This window comes from Rhizobium sp. 10N414, assembly GCF_056394785.1.
In genome coordinates, this window is record NZ_JBFTIN010000039.1 from 36,492 (window position 1) to 53,232 (window position 16,741).

General features: G+C 59.8%; 17 protein-coding genes and 4 pseudogenes. 14 read left to right on the forward strand and 7 right to left on the reverse strand.

What is annotated here, in order from left to right:
- Nucleotides 1–9: 9 nt before the first annotated feature.
- The 3 genes from argH (at nt 10) to AC1DE4_RS25910 (ending at nt 3,316) form a co-directional block, all read left to right on the forward strand.
- Nucleotides 10–1,398 (forward strand): argininosuccinate lyase, encoded by a 1,389-nt coding sequence (argH, locus tag AC1DE4_RS25900; RefSeq protein WP_477883696.1) that lies wholly within the window; start codon nt 10–12, stop codon nt 1,396–1,398.
- 75 nt (nt 1,399–1,473) lie between these two features.
- Entirely contained in the window at nt 1,474–2,376 is a 903-nt protein-coding gene (locus AC1DE4_RS25905) for a LysR substrate-binding domain-containing protein (RefSeq protein WP_477883698.1), read from the forward strand.
- Between the two features lie 49 nt (nt 2,377–2,425).
- The gene (locus AC1DE4_RS25910) at nt 2,426–3,316 is read left to right on the forward strand and encodes an EamA family transporter (protein WP_477883700.1); all 891 of its coding nucleotides are present in this window, start codon (nt 2,426–2,428) and stop codon (nt 3,314–3,316) included.
- A 476-nt stretch (nt 3,317–3,792) separates the two neighbouring features.
- On the opposite strand, the gene AC1DE4_RS25915 is transcribed toward AC1DE4_RS25910, so the two are convergent.
- From AC1DE4_RS25915 to AC1DE4_RS25930, 4 genes are read right to left on the reverse strand one after another with little or no spacing between them, the layout of a single operon-like run.
- Entirely contained in the window at nt 3,793–4,650 is an 858-nt protein-coding gene (locus AC1DE4_RS25915; RefSeq protein WP_477883702.1) for an aldo/keto reductase, read from the reverse strand.
- A gap of 43 nt (nt 4,651–4,693) precedes the next feature.
- Entirely contained in the window at nt 4,694–5,677 is a 984-nt protein-coding gene (locus tag AC1DE4_RS25920) for an aldo/keto reductase (protein ID WP_477883704.1), read from the reverse strand.
- 14 nt (nt 5,678–5,691) lie between these two features.
- Entirely contained in the window at nt 5,692–6,450 is a 759-nt protein-coding gene (locus AC1DE4_RS25925) for an MFS transporter (RefSeq protein ID WP_477883706.1), read from the reverse strand.
- Complete coding sequence (locus AC1DE4_RS25930; RefSeq protein ID WP_477883708.1) at nt 6,387–7,130, reverse strand: MFS transporter; 744 nt, start codon at nt 7,128–7,130, stop codon at nt 6,387–6,389. The genes AC1DE4_RS25925 and AC1DE4_RS25930 overlap by 64 nt, the downstream gene beginning before the upstream one ends.
- 131 nt (nt 7,131–7,261) lie before the next feature.
- Between AC1DE4_RS25930 and AC1DE4_RS25935 the strand changes: the two genes are divergently transcribed.
- The 8 genes and pseudogenes from AC1DE4_RS25935 to AC1DE4_RS25970 all read left to right on the forward strand — a co-directional run.
- Nucleotides 7,262–8,155: a LysR family transcriptional regulator gene (locus AC1DE4_RS25935; protein ID WP_477883710.1), complete on the forward strand. Its 894-nt coding sequence runs from the start codon at nt 7,262–7,264 to the stop codon at nt 8,153–8,155.
- 123 nt (nt 8,156–8,278) lie between these two features.
- The gene (locus AC1DE4_RS25940; protein WP_477883712.1) at nt 8,279–9,355 is read left to right on the forward strand and encodes an alpha/beta hydrolase; all 1,077 of its coding nucleotides are present in this window, start codon (nt 8,279–8,281) and stop codon (nt 9,353–9,355) included.
- A gap of 166 nt (nt 9,356–9,521) precedes the next feature.
- The gene (locus AC1DE4_RS25945) at nt 9,522–10,019 is read left to right on the forward strand and encodes an N-acetyltransferase family protein (RefSeq protein WP_477883714.1); all 498 of its coding nucleotides are present in this window, start codon (nt 9,522–9,524) and stop codon (nt 10,017–10,019) included.
- Nucleotides 10,020–10,372: 353 nt separating this feature from the next.
- Nucleotides 10,373–11,383: an alpha/beta hydrolase gene (locus AC1DE4_RS25950; RefSeq protein ID WP_477883726.1), complete on the forward strand. Its 1,011-nt coding sequence runs from the start codon at nt 10,373–10,375 to the stop codon at nt 11,381–11,383.
- Between the two features lie 10 nt (nt 11,384–11,393).
- On the forward strand, nt 11,394–11,810 hold the full coding sequence (locus AC1DE4_RS25955) for a carboxymuconolactone decarboxylase family protein (protein WP_477883716.1): 417 nt from the start codon (nt 11,394–11,396) through the stop codon (nt 11,808–11,810).
- Entirely contained in the window at nt 11,807–12,307 is a 501-nt protein-coding gene (locus AC1DE4_RS25960) for a (R)-mandelonitrile lyase (RefSeq protein ID WP_477883718.1), read from the forward strand. The genes AC1DE4_RS25955 and AC1DE4_RS25960 overlap by 4 nt, the downstream gene beginning before the upstream one ends.
- Nucleotides 12,304–12,639 (forward strand): annotated as a pseudogene (locus tag AC1DE4_RS25965) (cytochrome P460 family protein); the annotation flags it as partial. The gene AC1DE4_RS25960 and the pseudogene AC1DE4_RS25965, both read left to right, overlap by 4 nt.
- A gap of 1 nt (nt 12,640) precedes the next feature.
- Nucleotides 12,641–13,117: pseudogene (locus tag AC1DE4_RS25970) on the forward strand (TRAP transporter large permease subunit); the annotation flags it as partial.
- 529 nt (nt 13,118–13,646) lie between these two features.
- Here the strand turns inward: AC1DE4_RS25970 and AC1DE4_RS25975 are convergent.
- Both AC1DE4_RS25975 and AC1DE4_RS25980 read right to left on the reverse strand, forming a co-directional pair.
- Nucleotides 13,647–14,051: a type II toxin-antitoxin system VapC family toxin gene (locus AC1DE4_RS25975; protein ID WP_477883720.1), complete on the reverse strand. Its 405-nt coding sequence runs from the start codon at nt 14,049–14,051 to the stop codon at nt 13,647–13,649.
- Complete coding sequence (locus AC1DE4_RS25980) at nt 14,048–14,281, reverse strand: AbrB/MazE/SpoVT family DNA-binding domain-containing protein (protein WP_018858730.1); 234 nt, start codon at nt 14,279–14,281, stop codon at nt 14,048–14,050. The genes AC1DE4_RS25975 and AC1DE4_RS25980 overlap by 4 nt, the downstream gene beginning before the upstream one ends.
- Nucleotides 14,282–14,687: 406 nt before the next feature.
- Here AC1DE4_RS25980 and AC1DE4_RS25985 point away from each other — a divergent pair, with 406 nt between their 5' ends.
- From AC1DE4_RS25985 to aspA, 3 genes and pseudogenes are all read left to right on the forward strand, one after another.
- Nucleotides 14,688–15,119: a hypothetical protein gene (locus tag AC1DE4_RS25985; protein ID WP_477883722.1), complete on the forward strand. Its 432-nt coding sequence runs from the start codon at nt 14,688–14,690 to the stop codon at nt 15,117–15,119.
- A 37-nt stretch (nt 15,120–15,156) separates the two neighbouring features.
- The gene (locus AC1DE4_RS25990; protein ID WP_477883723.1) at nt 15,157–16,119 is read left to right on the forward strand and encodes a DUF808 domain-containing protein; all 963 of its coding nucleotides are present in this window, start codon (nt 15,157–15,159) and stop codon (nt 16,117–16,119) included.
- A gap of 191 nt (nt 16,120–16,310) precedes the next feature.
- Nucleotides 16,311–16,460 (forward strand): annotated as a pseudogene (aspA, locus tag AC1DE4_RS25995) (aspartate ammonia-lyase); the annotation flags it as partial.
- Nucleotides 16,461–16,509: 49 nt separating this feature from the next.
- On the opposite strand, the pseudogene AC1DE4_RS26000 reads toward aspA, so the two are convergent.
- Nucleotides 16,510–16,741: pseudogene (locus tag AC1DE4_RS26000) on the reverse strand (NADP-dependent phosphogluconate dehydrogenase); the annotation flags it as partial.

Below are 16,741 nucleotides of genomic sequence, written 5' to 3' on the forward strand. Positions count from 1 at the left end.
AACATCGCGATGAAAAATCAGAAGGACGCAACCTGGTCACCGCTCTTCAAGGAAGCGACGTCCAAGGATTTCCAGGATTTCCATGAGTGTCTAGACCAGGACAAGCGCATCGCCCTGCATGATGTCGCCGGCTCCAGGGTTCACGCCGGAATGCTCGCTCGGGCAGGGATCATCAGCCCGGATGAAAACCGTCAGATCCAGGGTGGTCTCGACCAGATCGCCGCCGAGATGCGCTCCGGCTCGTTCGATTGGAAGACGGAGCTCGAAGACGTCCATACCAACGTCGAAAACCGGCTGACTGAACTCGTTGGCCCGGCAGGCAAGAAGCTGCATACCGCAAGGTCCCGCAATGATCAGGTCGCGACGGATATCCGGCTTTATGCCCGAGAGCAACTTGACCTCCTGGCTCTCGACCTGAAGGTGCTGCTAAACGCCTTTATCGACCTTGCGGAGAGCCAAGCCGATGCCATCATGCCCGGCTTCACGCACCTGCAGATCGCCCAGCCTGTCACCTTCGGTCACCACATGATGGCCTATGTCGAGATGTTCCTGCGCGATCTCGATCGGGTCGAAGCTGCCCGCACGCGCCTCAACGTCTCGCCACTCGGCGCGGCCGCTCTGGCTGGAACCGGCTTTCCGATTGACCCCGGATACAGCGCGTCCGAGCTCGGCTTTGCGGCGTCATTTGCAAATTCGCTCGATGCGGTGTCGGACCGGGACTATGTCGTCGACATCTGCAGCGCCGGTGCAATCATCATGGGGCACCTTTCCCGGTTCAGCGAGGAGGTGATCCTGTGGTGCACTCCGATGTTCGACTTCATCGAGGTCGGTGACCAGTTTTGCACCGGATCCTCGATCATGCCGCAGAAGCGCAATCCGGATCTCGCCGAACTGGTGCGAGGCAAGGCAGCACGCGCACTCGGAAACCTGACATTCGCCGCCTCGCTCATGAAAAGTCAGCCTCTGGCCTTCAACAAGGACCAGCAGGAATCGAAGCCCCCGCTGACGGATACACTCGAGACCGTTCGGGGCGCGGTCCGGGTAACCGCCCAGATGATTCCGAGCATCACCGCCAAGCGCGACAAGATGCTTTCGGCCGCAAAGCTGGGCTATTCGACCGCGACCGACCTTGCCGACTATCTGGTGCGATTGGGGATGTCGTTCCGTGACGCGCACCATGCGGTTGCAGCGATCGTCGGGCTTGCGCGCGACAGGGCGCTCTCCACTCTTTCCGATCTGTCGCTTGCCGAAATGCAGGCCTTCGCGCCGCTTGTCCGCGATGACGTCTTCGACATCCTGACGGTGGAAGGATCGGTTTCCAGCCGCGATCACAAGGGAGGAACGGCTCCCTGCCGTGTCAGGGAGGCGGCCGTGGCCGCACGGTTGATGATTGCCTAGCCTGGCCTGTTGCCATTGGACCGGCTTGCTTTAAGGCTGGTTGCCTTTCCAATCCGGGAGGACGCAAAAGAGGGAATGGAACCGAGATTCGATCAAGGCCGGTTGCCGCCGCTGCAAACCCTGCAGACCTTTTCCGTCGTCGCGGAAACGGGGAGCTTCACGGCGGCCGCTGCCGAGCTCAATCTCAGCCAAAGCGCGATTAGCAGGCAGGTCCAGCAGCTCGAGCATTATTTTGGCTGCAGCCTGTTCGAACGACACACCCGCAAGGTTGCCTTGACCGAGCGCGGTATGGCGCTCATTCCAATCGTCGACAGCATGCTCGCCTCGTTGAGGACGTCGTTTGAAGCAACACGCTCCACCGTGCGTTCCCTGACAGTGCGCATGCCGCCTACCTTTGCCCGGAAATGGTTTCTTCCCCGCCTGCCCGACCTGCACAGCCACCACAGCGATCTGAACATCAATATCGACACCGCCTGGTTCCTGCGCCCCACATTTTCGGTTGGCGATATCGACATGCTCATCACCTATGGCAACGGCAATTGGCCCGGCATGGACGTGTTGCTTTTGCTTCGCGAGCGCCTGACCCCGATGTGCTCGCCTCAGCTTCTGTCGAAACTCGGCGACCCACCAGAGGTCCCCCGGCTTCAGGATTGCGTATTGCTGCATTCCAATCCTCGCCATAGCGACTGGATGCTGTGGCTGCAGGCGGAAGGGGCCTACTCCTTCCAGGCGGCCCGCCACCAGGTCTTCGACACCCAGGACTTTGCGCTCACCGCGGCAGCCAGTGGCTACGGGGTCACGATCGGTGACTTTGCGTTCGCCGGCCCGGAGCTCCAGAGCGGAGAGCTGGTAGCACCTTTCGAACGTGTCATCGATAGCGGCTACGGATACTACGCGCTGTGGCCGGCCCGGGCGGATGCACGACAGAAGGTCAAGGGGTTTGCAGATTGGCTCGAACAGTCATGCGCAGAATGCTGACGCAGCGTTCGGGTTCGATGTTTCGACAATTCTTCAGGTTTAAGTTCACATGATAGTTTACGAATTTGCGGCATTTGGCGCCGCGGCATGCTGGGCGCTTGCCGGTCTTTTTTCAGCAAGGCCAGCTCGATATTTTGGCGCGATGCGCTTTAATAGCCTCAAATTGATTTTTGTCTCGCTCGTGCTTCTGGCCCAGGTTCTAGTGACCGGAAGCTGGAGGCAACTCGACGCGAACAGCGCCTTCCCGTTGCTGCTTTCGGGACTGATCGGAATATTTGCCGGAGATACGATCCTTTACAGCGTGCTCATCCGCCTGGGGCCGCGGCGCACGGGCGTGTTGTTTGCCATGAATGCGCCGATGAGCGGCGTTCTTGGCTGGGCCCTTCTGGACGAGACCATCTCTCCGATGGCGATGACAGGCATTGTGCTCGTGACGATCGGGGTGGTGATCGCAATCCTCTATGGAAAGCGATCCAGTCAGCAGCACCCCTGGGAAGCAATCCAGGGGCCGCTGTGGATTGCCGCTGGTCTCGGCCTCTTGGCGGCGCTTGCGCAAGCGGCAGGATCAATCCTGGCACGACCAGTGATGCAGGCTGGCATGGATCCCGTCTTGGGCTCGCTGTTGCGTGTCGGAGTATCTGCGGCCTGCCTCACCGTCGTTGCGCAACTACCTTTCCCCTCAAGGTCACGCGTGAAAATCAGTTGGCAAAACGTCGCTATGACGGCCTGTTCCGGGCTGCTTTCGATGGCTTTGGGCATGACACTGTTGCTCTTTGCCCTATCAGGTGGAAACGTGGGTATTGTCTCGACCCTATCGGCGACCTCGCCGATCCTCGTGCTTCCGATGATATGGGCAGTCACGCGGGAGAGACCCGCATTTGGCGCCTGGCTCGGCGCAGGAACGGTGTTTGCGGGAATGGCGGTGATCTTCGCCACTTAGGCTTGGACAGGAAATTCGGCTTCATCTTGTTGAGCGACGACCGGTACGCTCAGTCTGAAACATGAACCCTCTGGGCAGCCTCGGCGTTGCGGCCACGGCTTGAGAGGGTCTTGGCATGCGCACTGGCTATTGGGGCGCTCGACCACTGCATCGACGCAAAGCCGAGTTCTCGAAGGTGCTCGATGATCGCGGCATCCCGCCCCACGAAGTCATAAGAAAATGTCCTTCACACCTTCGTCACCAAGCGCAAGATCACAGGCCGATGCCCTTGCCCCTGAGATCTTCGAGCTCGCGGCGTGACAGCTCCAGGATATCCCGACCTCCGAAGGCCAGCCTCTTGGCCGAACAGCGGGCGACAGGAGGTAGCAGGCCGGTGACAAAGCTTTCATAGCCCGAGACCGCTAGGTCTTGAACGGAGTCGAACCGCCGTTCGAGCCAGGCTTCCCGGGCCAACACACTAGCAAAACCGATAACTCCTAGAGCTTGCGCGTGCCGAGCCACTTCACTTTTTCCGGATCGCGATGATCAAAGAAGCTGCTGGTCTTCTGGTCGAGCGAACTGATCGAGATGACATCGTCCTGATCGAGCTCAAAGTCGAAGACCGAAAAATTCTCGGCCATACGTTCTTTACGCACGGACTTCGGGATCGCCACAATATTGCGCTGAATCAGCCACCGAAGCACGACCTGCGCAACGCTCTTGCCGTGCTTCTCGCCGATCGAGTGCAGGAGCTCATTCGTGAACAGCCCGTTCTTCCCTTCCGCAAATGGACCCCAGGCTTCAGGCTGCACGCCGTATTCCTGGAGAATTTGCTGAGCGTCAACCTGGTGATGAAATGGATGAATCTCGATCTGATTGACCGCGGGGACGACCTTGTTGTGGAGGACGAAGTCCACCAGACGGTCGGGATAGAAGTTGCTGACCCCGATCGCGCGGATGCGGCCCGCCTCGTACAACTCTTCCATCGCGCGCCAGGCGCCGTAGACGTCGCCGTAGGGTTGGTGAATCAGCCAGAGGTCGAGATAGTCGAGCTGCAGCTTGTTCAGCGAACGTTCGAAAGCAGCTTTGGCACCCTCGTACGTCGCATCCTCGATCCATAGCTTCGTAGTAACAAACAGCTCGTTCCGATCAATCCCGTGGTTTCGGATAGCTTTGCCGACCGCTTCTTCGTTGCCGTAGGAGGTCGCGGTATCGAGCAGCCGGTAGCCGACGTCGATCGCGTCGCGAACGCTGCGCTCGCATTCGGCGGGATCGGGAACCTGGAATACGCCGAAACCTAGGATCGGCATCTGGACCCCGTTGTTGAGGGTGACGGTGGGTACTGTGGTGGTCATCTTCATATCCTTGGTCTGAATTGGGAGCTTGTGCTCGCTGGCCTTATTTTCCGACGCGTGCCTGAAGGTGCGCGGGGTATCTGTCTCCGACAATGTCGATCTTCGCGAGGGCGTCGGCGATTTCGGAAGCGTCGCTGACGGAGAGTTCGACCGAGGCGGCGCCCAGGTTCTCCTCAAGGCGATGCAGCTTGGTGGTGCCGGGGATCGGCACGATCCATTCCTTCTTGGCCAGCAGCCATGCGAGCGCGATCTGCGCGGGCGTGACGCCTTTGGCTTCGGCAATCTGCGTCAGAGCCGCCACGAGTGCCATGTTCGCCTTGAGGTTCTCCGCCTGGAAGCGCGGAACCACGCTGCGGAAGTCGCCTTGGCCGAAGGTCGCCGTTTCGTCGATCTTGCCCGTGAGGAACCCCTTGCCGAGCGGGCTGAACGGTACGAACCCGATACCGAGTTCCTCAAGCGTCGGGATGATCTCGTTCTCCGGTTCGCGCCAGAACAGCGAGTACTCGCTCTGCAGCGCGGTCACTGGCTGAACAGCATGCGCCTTGCGGATGGTTTGCGCGCCGGCTTCGGATAGACCGAAGTGCCGGACCTTGCCTTCCGCGATGAGATCCTTGACGGTTCCGGCGACGTCCTCGATCGGAACGTTCGGATCGACGCGGTGCTGATAGAGAAGATCGATCACATCCGTTCGCAGCCGCTTCAAAGATCCCTCGACGGACTGGCGGATGTAGGCGGGCTGGCTGTTCATGTGCTGGCCACCATCCAGGCTCGGGAGTTCGAAGCCGAACTTGGAAGCGATCACGACCTTGTCCCGGATCGGCTGGAGAGCTTCGCCGACGACGTCCTCGTTGGTGAACGGGCCATAGACCTGTGCCGTGTCGAAGAAGGTCACACCGCGGTCATGAGCCGCCCGGATGAGCGCAACGGCATCCTTCGTATCGGTCGCCGCTCCATAGCCGTGACTGAGGCCCATGCATCCGAGGCCGAGCGTCGATACCTCGAGCGTTCCGATAATTCGTTTCTTCATTTTCATCTCCTTGATCAGGCCGCGCATTCGGTCGGCGCGACTTCTTCCTGGGATTGGGACTGCCGCCGTGCGGCAGGAACGATGGTGAGAAGCGAGATCACCAGTGTCGCCAGCAGCATGACGGTGCCTGCGTCGAACGCATGGGAAACACGGTATGCTGTCAGGCCGGCTCCGTTGAGGCCATTGGATCCGATGGCGGCAATGGCGATGAGGACGCTGAGGCCGACCGAGCTGCCGATCTGATGCGCGACGTTGACCGCCCCGGATGCTGCTCCTGCGTCCGCATGATCGACCCGAGCGACGCCGGACGATGTCAGTGGGCTGAGCGTCAGTCCCTGGCTGATGCCGATCAACACCATCGGCAACGCCACCGCCGTCCAATAGTTGGAACCCACTCCCGCCCGGCTGAGCCAGGCCATGGCGACGATGCCGATCAGCATCCCCACGATAAGGACGGCATTCCGGCCGAAGCGCCTGATGAGACGGGGCACGACCACCGCGACCGGGACATGCAGCATCGTGGCGGGGACGAAGGCAAGGCCCGCCAGTGCTGGGCGCAGACCCGCGACCTGCTGAAGATAGAGCGTCGTGAAAAAGAAGAAGCCGACCATGGCGCTGATGTAGAGGACACGGGCTCCATAGGCGCCCGAGCGTTCGATGTCAGCGAACAGGCGAAGTGGAAGGATCGGCTGCTTCGCACGGCGCTCGATCAATACGAAGGCGCAAAGCATGATGACGGCGGCGACAGTGTTGCCAGGGTTACAACGTTCCATCCCGCCTGTGCGGAACGGATGAATCCGTAGACGAAAGCGGCCATGCCCAATGTCGAAGTCACCGCACCGGGCAGATCGAACACTCCCGCCCGCTTATTTGTCTCGTGGATGTAGATGCGTGCCGCGATAACCGTGGCGATGCCGATCGGGAGATTGATCAGGAACCCGACGCGCCAGGAGAGCCAGTCGGCAAGCAATCCGCCGACGACGAGACCGACTGTCGCAGATACCCCCGCTGCGGCGCTGTACAGCGAGACAGCCCGGACGCGTTCTTCGCCTTCGTCGAATGTGGTCTGCAGGAGAGCGAGCGTCGTTGGCGCGAGGATCGCGGATCCCAGTCCCTGGATCGCACGCCACGACAGCATCCATGCCGACGATTGCGAGGCGCCGATGGCGACGGAGGCGACGGTGAAGATCGTCATGCCGACGACGAACATCCGACGGCGGCCGAGTATGTCCCCTGCACGCGCGCCAAGCAGTAGGAAGCCACCGAAGGTCAGCGTGTAGGCGCTCTGAACCCAGGCAAGCCCGGCGTCCGTGAAGCCGAGTTCGTTATGGATCTTCGGCAGGCCTGTGAGGACGACCGAGATGTCGAGCACGATCATCACGTAGCTGATGAGGATGATCGCAAGGATCGCTGTCTTGTTCGATGGCGAGGTAGCTTTGTTTACGTCAGACATTTCAGTCCCGTTGACCTGTTTGCTCGACCGTCCTCCGCGGCAAGCTGCGTTGCGATGACGGAAAGATAGCTCTTGCTCACCATATCGATTAGGGGCAGTAATCGGGATGAAGCTATAAGGATGCCTAATGAATGCCGCAGGAAAACTTCAACGATCTGGTCGCCTTCGTGACGGTCGCGCGCGAGGAGAGTTTCACGCGGGCGGCGGTGAAGCTCGGAGTTTCGCAGTCGGCGCTTAGCCAGACCGTCCGGGGACTGGAAGAGCGGTTGGGCCTCCGCTTGCTGACACGAACGACCCGCCGGGTGTCTCCGACGGCAGCGGGCGAACGTCTTCTCCAGACGGCCGGGCCGCGCTTCGAGGAGATACAGGCGGAGCTTGCGGCCCTCACCGAGATGCGTGACAAGCCAGCGGGGACGGTCAGGATCACGGCGGGAGAGCACGCCGCTATCTCGGTCCTTGCGCCCTCCCTCGACAAGTTCCTTCCCGACAATCCAGACGTCAATGTCGAGATCACCGTCGACTACGGTCTGACCGATATCGTTGCGGAGCGTTACGACGCAGGCGTCCGCCTTGGCGAGCAACTTGCCAAGGACATGATCGCGATCAAGATCGGGCCAGTGATGCGCATGGCCGTCGTTGGTGCTCCGTCCTACTTCCGCCAGCACCCGTGGCCGGAAGTCCCCCAGGATCTTACGGCACACAATTGCATCCAGATCCGCATGCCGACGCATGGGAACATCCTGCAGTGGGAGTTCGAGAAGGATGGCCACGAACTGAATGTCCGGGTCGAGGGACAGATGGTGTTCAACAACATCGCCATGCGTCTTGATGCGGTTCGGCGCGGTCTCGGTTTGGCTTACATGCCCGATGATCTTGTGGCGGAGGATTTAGCCAGGGGCAGCCTGATACGCGTTCTCGAAGATTGGTGCGCACCGTTTCCCGGATATCATCTCTACTATCCGAACCGCCGCCACGCTTCCCCGGCATTTCAGCTCGTCGTGGATGCCCTTCGGTACAGAGGATAAGCAGCACCACAGGATGAATTGATAAGGAGCGCTTATACCCTCAATCGGAAATACGTCCCTAATCATCTGAATGATGCTCGGGTAATCTCCTGCCAGCTCAACGTTTCAAGGCAGGTACCGAACATGTTCGCCAGAACCTTATCCGCCGTTTCGCTTTCCGTGCTGCTCCTGTCGTCGGGCGTGGCCGGCGCGCAAGGCGCTTCGAAGCAGGAGCCGCTGACAATTCAGGAGCAAGGAAGCTTCGCCGTCGGCGGCACCGTATCCAGCACGCCTGGAACCTTCGACAACAACGCTCCGACCGCCGCAGGACAGACGTTGCATGGCGACCACGCCTACGTGTTCTATCAGATCCCGCCGAATCCCAAGCCTTTGCCGATCGTGATGCTCCACGGAGCCTTCCAGTCCGCACGAAGCTGGGAGACGACGCCCGACGGCCGCGAAGGTTTCCAGACCATCTTCCTTCGTCGCGGATACCCAGTCTATCTCGTTGATCAACCGCGTCGCGGACGAGCAGGCAACAGCACGGTCGCGGCGACGATCGAGCCGACGCCATACGACCAGCTCTTCTTCGACCAGTTCCGCATCGGCAAATGGCCGGAGTATTTCTCGAACGCCCAGTTCTCCCGCGACCCCGCAGCACTCGACCAGTTCTTCCGTTCGGTCACGCCCAACACCGGGCCGTTCGACGCCAATGTGATCTCCGATGCCATGTCGGCGCTGTTCGACAAGACCGGTCCGGCGATCCTTTTCACCCATTCACAGGCTGGCGGCCCCGGCTGGTTGACCGCAATCAAGAATCCGAACGTGAAGGCCATCGTCGCGCTTGAGCCGGGAAGCGGTTTCATCTTTGCGGAAGGCGAGGTTCCAGCCGGCATGCCGAGCGCCGCTGGAACGCTCAAGGGTGACGCAGTGCCCCTCGCCGATTTCGAGAAGCTCACCAAGCTGCCGATCGTCATCTACTACGGTGACAATTTCCCGACGGAGCCGACGGCCGAACGCGGCCAGGACAATTGGCGTGTTCGGCTCGCGATGGCGAAGCTCTGGGTCGATGCGGTAAACGAGCACGGCGGCGACGCCACGCTCATTCACTTGCCTGACATTGGCATCAAGGGCGGCACCCACTTCCTGATGTCGGATCTGAACAACGTCGAGATTGCCAACCAAATCGCAACGTTCCTGACTGAAAAGAAGCTCGATTGATCTGTTGAGGTACCTCTCCCGTGGTTGTCGCGACGAAGGACGCTCGTCGCGTCGCCCCGCATCACGGCAAGCAGGCGCACAAGATTACGAACGATCCCTCGGCGAGCACCGTTATGAAGCTCGAAGACAATCGCCGGGCCTTCGGTGCCTATCTCGCGGTATCAACATGTCCGATCGGCACCTCGAATCGATCAACATAAGACCCGCAGTACGCGCTGACGCTGCAGTCCTTGGATCCTACGACGCCGCGCTGATGTCGCTGCACAACAAGTGGGATCCAGCCCGGTTCATTCCCGCCGGGCCAACCACACCCGACAAATATGCTTCGTGGCTCGCGAGCCAGGTCGCCCGCGACGACGTCGTCGTCCTCGTAGCCGAGCATCGGAATTCTATCATCGGTTATGTCTACGGTGCGATCGAGAGCGCCGACTACATGGCTCTCCGAGGTCCTGCGGGGGTTATCCACGTCATCTTCGTCGATCCGCAGAGGCGAAGGGAAGGCGTCGGCAGATGCTTGCTGGAACAAGCCATCACGATGCTTTCAGGAAGAGGCTCTCCGCGGATCGTCCTGTCGACCGCCTACAAGAACAAAGGCGCCCAAGCATTGTTCGAGCGAATGGGCTTCCAAGCGACCATGGTCGAAATGACGAAGAATTGCGAGTGACCGGATCTTGCGCGATCGGCCTGGGGTCCATCTAGCATCGTTCAGCCAATCCTTGGCTAAATACCCCCTGTTCTTCGTTGCTGTCGAATGCAAACGAAATTTGAGCCTTCCGTGCTCCGCTGGCTTTATTCCTTCAAGGCTTATCAAGTGATCGTGATTAATAAGCAGCCCTAATAGGCTCTAGCGGCACGAGCCGTCTAATCGCCCAAGCTGTGAGCGGCTATCTTTTCTCCAACATTTCGAACACCGACCTTCAGGAGCCCGACATGACGGAAGTCATCGACAGGAGACGACGCGAGTTTCTGGGCGCGACCGCGCTGATCATTTCAGGTGCCATCATAGGAGTTCCAGCAATGACCACCATCGAAGCTGTGGCAGCCGACTACAGGCAGAACCCATTCACGCTGGTCTACGACGGCGCGATCACGAAGAATGAGCCAGGCAAGGTGAACATCCACCCGGTGACCTACAAGCTCAACAACCTCGATATCGTGGCGAACGTCTATACGCCCGCGGGCTACGATCCTGGCAAAAAATATCCGACGATCGTACTCGCCCATCCCAACGGTGGCGTGAAGGAGCAGACGACTGGTCTCTATGCGCAGCGACTTGCGGAGCGCGGCTTCATCACGATCACGGCCGACGCCGCTTACCAGGGCGGAAGCGGTGGCGCGCCCCGCAGCATCGACAAGCCTCAGTACCGCATCGAGGACATTCACGGGATGGCGGACTTCATCAGCGTCTTCCCCGGCGTGGACACTGCACGCCTCGGGCTGTTCGGGATCTGTGGCGGGGGCGGCTACTCTCTCGCTGCCGCCAAGACCGACAAGCGTTTCAAGGCGGTTGCGACGTTGAGCATGTTCAATTCCGGTCGTGTCCGTCGGAACGGCTTCCAGGATTCCCAAATGGACACGATCCAGAAACGGCTGCAGCAGGCCTCGGCGGCCCGTGCGCAGGAAGCCGCGGGTGGCGAAGTTCTCTATGCAGGCGACGCCAACCTGACGGACGCACAGATCGATGCGCTTCCGTTCGACCTCTATAGGGACGGTTATCGTTATTACTGGCACACCAATGCTCATCCCGGCTCCACCTTCAAGTACACGATGAGCAGCCTGATGGACCTGATGCGCTGGGATGCCACCGACGAAATCGGCCTCATCGACGTCTCGCTTCTGATGATCGCGGGTACTGCGGCCGACACCCTCTACATGACCGAAGACGCGTTCCCCAAGGCCACGGGCACGAAGGACAAGGAACTCTTCAAGATCGAGGGTGCCAAGCACATCGAGACCTATTGGGTTCCCGAGTACGTGGACGCGGCGCTGGGCAAGCTGGCGCCATTCTTCGACCGGACGCTGGTCTGAGGAGGAAGCGATGACGCGCCACCTGTTCCTGAACGCGTTTCTGACCATCGGCATAGTTCTGGCGGCGCTCCCCGGCGTCGTCTGCGCCCAGCCTGTCAATGAACCAAAGGAAAGTCCAATGACCTCTCGTGCCCAGCAACTGATGGGGGACACGGCCCCGAAACTGGCCGAACTGACTGATGACGTACTCTACAAGGACGTCTGGGAGCGGCTCGGTTTGTCCAAGCGGGACAGAAGCCTGGTAACCATTTCGGCCCTGATCGCGCTCAATCGTCCTGATCAGCTCAAATCACATATTCGGCTCGGCCTGCAGAACGGACTCACCAAGGACGAGATCGTCGAGACGATCACGCACATGGCGTTCTACTCCGGGTGGCCGAGCGCGGTGTCTTCTGTGGCTATCGCCAAGGAGGTCTTCGCCGAATGACCGAGAAGAAGATGACAATGGCTTCTGCAGTGGCGGCCGCGGCGTTCGCGTCGACATCGCCCGCGTTGGCAAGCGAAGCGATCACCATCACGCATGCCGGATCGCAGCCTGCGACCGTCGGCGCCTCTGATAGGTTTACCGGGTCCGTTCGAGTGGAGGACAACTTCAAGGCAACGCCGCCAGCTACGGTAGGCGGCGCGACCGTCACCTTCGAACCTGGCGCGCGCACCGCGTGGCACAGCCACCCTCTCGGCCAGACGCTCATCGTGACGAGCGGAGTGGGCGTTGTCCAGATGTGGGAAGGGCCGCATCAGGTGATGCGGTCCGGCGATACCGTATGGATCCCGCCTGGCGTGAAGCACTGGCACGGCGCATCTCCGAGGAATGGAATGACGCACATCGCCTTCTCGGAGTCTTTGGATGGCAAGTCCGTCGACTGGCTCGAGCTGGTCACCGACGCCCAATACTCCTCTCAAGCAGCGGAGGGTCAGCAATGACGCGTCTTCCCCCACGTCTTCTCGTTCTCGTCGCCGTAGCCTGCGGCATCGTGATGATCGGCTGGCAGGTGGATGCCGAACCGACCAAGGCCACGATGCCTGATATCAGCAAGCTTGTTCACTACACCACGGTGACGCGCGGCGAGGTCACCGAACACATCATGACGACGCGCGAAGCGATCGAGGCCGTGAAGGCGGGCAAGCCCGTTCCAAATGGCACGCATTTCGCGCTCGTCGACTACCGTGAAGGGCAAGTCTTTCGCTACTTCATCATGGAGAAAGGTGCGGGATGGGGCGAGGAGTACGACGAGAACCGCCGCACCGGGGACTGGCTCGGCGAAGACCACTGCCATGGTCTGCTGGCTCTTCGTCGGCTCGGCACTCGTCTCCGCAGTCTTCGCCATTCTTGGCGGCCAGGCGTTGATCGAGCAGTGGGTGCTGTCGCTCAACATGACGCCCGTCCAATTCATGATCCTGTCGCAGGCGATCATCTTCATCCTCGGCTGGCCGCTGGAATGGACCGAAATCATCATCATCTTCGTACCGATCTTCCTGCCGATGCTCCGACACTTCGGCATCGATCCGATCCTCTGGGGCGTGCTCGTCTTCGTCAATCTGCAGGCGGCGTTCCTTTCGCCGCCGGTTGCGATGTCGGCCTATTACCTCAAGGGTGTCTCGCCGCCGCACGTCACCCTCAACCAGATCTTCGCAGGCATGATGCCTTATATGCTGATCGTCATTCTCTGCATGGTTATCATGTATGTCTGGCCGGGCATGACGCTCTGGCTCCCAGCCTATCTGTATGGCTAAACGAAGTCTCAGCGTTGCATCTATGCACAGCATGGCTTGTCAGGCATCGTCCGCAATGAGACCAAAAAACGGAGCAACCAATTTGAAGGGGATCGAACCGATGACCCCGTTGTTACACAGCCTCTATTTCACTGCTCCAGAGGGTTGAAAGTCGAAATCACTGCCTCTGTCGGCAACATTCATACATCGCTTGGGCCAGACTGGTGCTGTTCCAGTCGGCGATGAGGCTCGCGAAATCAACTTCGGTTGGCTCGCCGACCTTTTCATCCTTCGGCCCGACGCTTGCGATACCATCGGCACGCCGCTTGCGCGCCTAGAGGAGGGCTGGATGGGCGATGCCACATCTGTTCCTAGGAGGCATCCACTCAATTCTTCGGATCGCGTCGACCGCGAAGGAGCGTCAACTGCGGTCCCTGCCCGCATTCGGCTTGAAGTTCACCAGCTGGGATTTGAGCTCAATTTCACGAACGCCCGAGCCGCCTCACTTGGGCTCGAAGACGCGTTGTTCCTCCGCTGCCGTGGACTTGGCTCATTGAGCCGGTGTGATCAACTCGACAGTTGGGAAATAAGATCGGTACCGACCGACATCTCGCGTTAACAGCGGGAGCTGTTGAACCGCTGCATGGGCGCCAACGATAAAATCCGGCAGGACTCCCGTACGAGAACCACCGGCTCGACGATACCGTGTGAATACTTTTCCGGCGAGAAATAGCGCGGCTCGCGGAATAGGCGCGACGACCAGTCCCGCTTCGTCTATGAACGCATCAAGTTCCTCGATCCGCTCATAGCGAACCGCAAGTTCGGCATAGACTACATCATTGATCAACAATGGACCGGCAAGACTGGCTGTCTCAAGTTGCTCGACCGACCAGTCTGCCCAGGTCGAGTCATTGGTCACAAGGTCGAGCAAGACATTCGTGTCGACAAGCGTCACGCTTCACCACGCGTGAGTGCCATGATCGCATCCGTATCGAGCCCTTTTCCGGCATGCCCCCGAAGCTTTTGAAAGCGGCTGGCAGGTTGCTGTCTATCAGCCCTTGTCAGCACTATGCTACCATCCGCAGCTCGACGGAAGTCGACCTCGCTTCCGGGCACAATGCCAAGCAGTTCTCGCACCGCTTTCGGGATTGTCACCTGTCCCTTGGCTGTTACCGTCGTTGTCATGCTGGGCAGCCTCGTAATACCTTTTTTTGATTAGGTATTACTTTCTGATTCCGATTTCAAGATATTTGTCCCATCCGACTGTTAGCTGGAAACCGCTCATGAGTAAGCGGTTAGCGAATGGTGTCAGGTCTGAAGTTCCAGGGCATGAGCGCCTCGTTACACGTTGCGAACATGGAATGTGCGTTCGCAATCCTTACCTATGCTCGCACGCCGTGCCCGTTCCCCAAACGACCGGCGGAGGTCGGCTTCCCCGACATTTTGTGTCTGGGCGAGCCCACGGCCCTAGTCCGCCGGACTTTCCTCATCAGACAAACGGTGGGGTCGCCCTCTCCAGCGGAAGAAATACTCCACTAAGTTTAAGCTTGCATCATTCAAGTGTCCCGCAGATCGGTAGTTGATTGTATTCGTGAAGCGACCAGAGGCGGGGTCCTTTCAGCAATCTCGGCTCGGCGGCCCGCCGCGACAATGGTCTGACATTCCGGCAGAATGCGCGCGCGGTACGGATCTGAAGGCACATTCCCTCAATCGCATCCTCGTCAACACGGACGGCAGCTGGCCGACGACCGCGGTGACGGAGAACATGCGCGCCTATCAGATCAACAATCAGCTTGAGAGCCAGTTCGATACCGGCAGCGTCTCCCACACGCTGCTCGGGGGCTCGATTACACTTGGGTCTCGTCTGACTTCGCCATGGGCAGCTAACGTATCGGGTTTCGCCGGCGCCACAAAGCTGAAATACTTCAAATCGTTGGCCTCCTCTGCGGCGGCGGGAGCCCCTCCGAAGCCGCGTTGCGACAAAGTCATTGCGGTAGGCTATCCAAACCGAAATTGCTCCTAGATAGTCCCACTGTATCTGGACGAATGGAAAAGCACCTATGGCAACTGGACTTCTCGCACTGCTCGATGACGTCGCGGCAATTGCGAAACTTGCGGCTGCGTCGCTGGATGATGTCGCCGCTCAAACAGCAAAAGCAGGTGCGAAAGCGGCGGGAGTCGTGATCGACGATGCAGCGGTAACACCGAGATACGCGGTTGGCCTGTCGCCCGCGCGAGAATTGCCAATTATCGCTAAGATAGCCCTCGGATCCTTGAAGAACAAGCTTCTCTTTCTTCTGCCGGCGTGTATTTTTCTCGGCTACTTTGCGCCTTGGGCGATCACGCCGCTGCTGATGGTCGGGGGCGTTTATCTTTGCTACGAGGGAGCCGAAAAGCTCTATGAAGCGATTGCCCCACACGATGCGCACAAGCATGAGGCGGCAGTGATGGGAACATCCGACCCGGTCGCGTTGGAAAACCAGAAGGTTGCGGGCGCAATCAGAACGGACTTCATACTCTCAGCAGAAATCATGGCACTAACCCTCGCGAACGTCGCCGCTTCCAATATCTACACGCAAGCTGCTGTCCTGGCGTCCGTCGGAATCCTCATCACCTTGGCCGTCTACGGCGTTGTCGCCCTCATTGTGAAGGCGGACGACATAGGGCTCGCGCTTGCTACTTCCTCAGTCGGCTTGGTCAGAGCGTTCGGCCGCGGCCTCGTTATCGGCGTCCCCTTGTTTCTCAGCATCCTTGCAATGATTGGGACCGCCGCCATGCTCTGGGTGGGCGGCAGCATTCTCGTCCACGGAATGGCCCAACTGGGCTTCCATGGACCGGAACATTTCATTGACACGATTGCAGTCGGCGTCGGTGCCGTGTCGGCATATCTCACGGGGGTTCTGCATTGGACGACCACATCCGCGCTTCAGGCAGTGCTGGCGATTTTGATCGGCGGCATGACCATTGTGTTGGTGCATGCGTCGTCCCGGTTGATCAGGCGGCTCCGACCTCAAAATCCGTGAGTGGGTGTCACTTAATTCTTTCTGGGTGAACTCTGACGAGCCGAGGCGTCGCCAATACGATCATCCGGGCGACGGGGCTCTGCGGCTTTGCCAACGCTTGCCTATCCCCCCGATCGGCTCTGAGGATCGCGTTGCGGATCAACTGCATCGAAGGTATCACGGCGAACGCCAATATGTGCGAGAAACATCTGATGTCTGGCACTGCATTGGCGACCGCACTCGTTCCACTGCTTGGCTATGACGTTGCGGCCGAATTCGCAAAGCAGGCGCGCAACACCGGCAGAACCCTCGCGGAACTGCTCAACCATTCCTCCATATCTGACCACGTGCTGGCGCAGGTCTTCGCCGTTGCCACTCTTGTTGCGCCCTCTCGCCTGCCCCCGCCGATAGCTAGAACGTCGCCGCACCGCTACCCCACGGGCCGTGGTGGAAGTCCTTGCTGTCGAGGCGATCAAAGCCGTGCGCGCCGAAGAAGTCACGCTGCGCCTGGATCAGGTTCGCGGTGCCGCGGCCTTGGCGATAGGCGTCGAAATAGGTCAGCGCCGAGGTCAGCGCCGGAACCGGCAGGCCGGCTTGCAGGGCCGCCGCAACGACGCGGCGCAGCGCCGGGATCGATTCCTTG

What these genes read in the sequence shown, in the direction of transcription:
- AC1DE4_RS25915 (WP_477883702.1), bottom strand. Translation starts at nt 4,650, where the DNA reads ATGACCACCACAGTACCCACCGTCACCCTCAACAACGGGGTCCAGATG.
- AC1DE4_RS25980 (WP_018858730.1), bottom strand. Translation starts at nt 14,281, where the DNA reads ATGACAACGACGGTAACAGCCAAGGGACAGGTGACAATCCCGAAAGCG.
- AC1DE4_RS25950 (WP_477883726.1), top strand. Translation starts at nt 10,373, where the DNA reads ATGACCACCATCGAAGCTGTGGCAGCCGACTACAGGCAGAACCCATTC.
- AC1DE4_RS25905 (WP_477883698.1), top strand. Translation starts at nt 1,474, where the DNA reads ATGGAACCGAGATTCGATCAAGGCCGGTTGCCGCCGCTGCAAACCCTG.
- AC1DE4_RS25935 (WP_477883710.1), top strand. Translation starts at nt 7,262, where the DNA reads ATGCCGCAGGAAAACTTCAACGATCTGGTCGCCTTCGTGACGGTCGCG.
- AC1DE4_RS25990 (WP_477883723.1), top strand. Translation starts at nt 15,157, where the DNA reads ATGGCAACTGGACTTCTCGCACTGCTCGATGACGTCGCGGCAATTGCG.
- AC1DE4_RS25955 (WP_477883716.1), top strand. Translation starts at nt 11,394, where the DNA reads ATGACGCGCCACCTGTTCCTGAACGCGTTTCTGACCATCGGCATAGTT.
- AC1DE4_RS25925 (WP_477883706.1), bottom strand. Translation starts at nt 6,450, where the DNA reads ATGGAACGTTGTAACCCTGGCAACACTGTCGCCGCCGTCATCATGCTT.
- AC1DE4_RS25940 (WP_477883712.1), top strand. Translation starts at nt 8,279, where the DNA reads ATGTTCGCCAGAACCTTATCCGCCGTTTCGCTTTCCGTGCTGCTCCTG.
- AC1DE4_RS25920 (WP_477883704.1), bottom strand. Translation starts at nt 5,677, where the DNA reads ATGAAGAAACGAATTATCGGAACGCTCGAGGTATCGACGCTCGGCCTC.
- AC1DE4_RS25910 (WP_477883700.1), top strand. Translation starts at nt 2,426, where the DNA reads ATGATAGTTTACGAATTTGCGGCATTTGGCGCCGCGGCATGCTGGGCG.
- AC1DE4_RS25945 (WP_477883714.1), top strand. Translation starts at nt 9,522, where the DNA reads ATGTCCGATCGGCACCTCGAATCGATCAACATAAGACCCGCAGTACGC.
- AC1DE4_RS25930 (WP_477883708.1), bottom strand. Translation starts at nt 7,130, where the DNA reads ATGTCTGACGTAAACAAAGCTACCTCGCCATCGAACAAGACAGCGATC.
- argH (WP_477883696.1), top strand. Translation starts at nt 10, where the DNA reads ATGAAAAATCAGAAGGACGCAACCTGGTCACCGCTCTTCAAGGAAGCG.
- AC1DE4_RS25960 (WP_477883718.1), top strand. Translation starts at nt 11,807, where the DNA reads ATGACCGAGAAGAAGATGACAATGGCTTCTGCAGTGGCGGCCGCGGCG.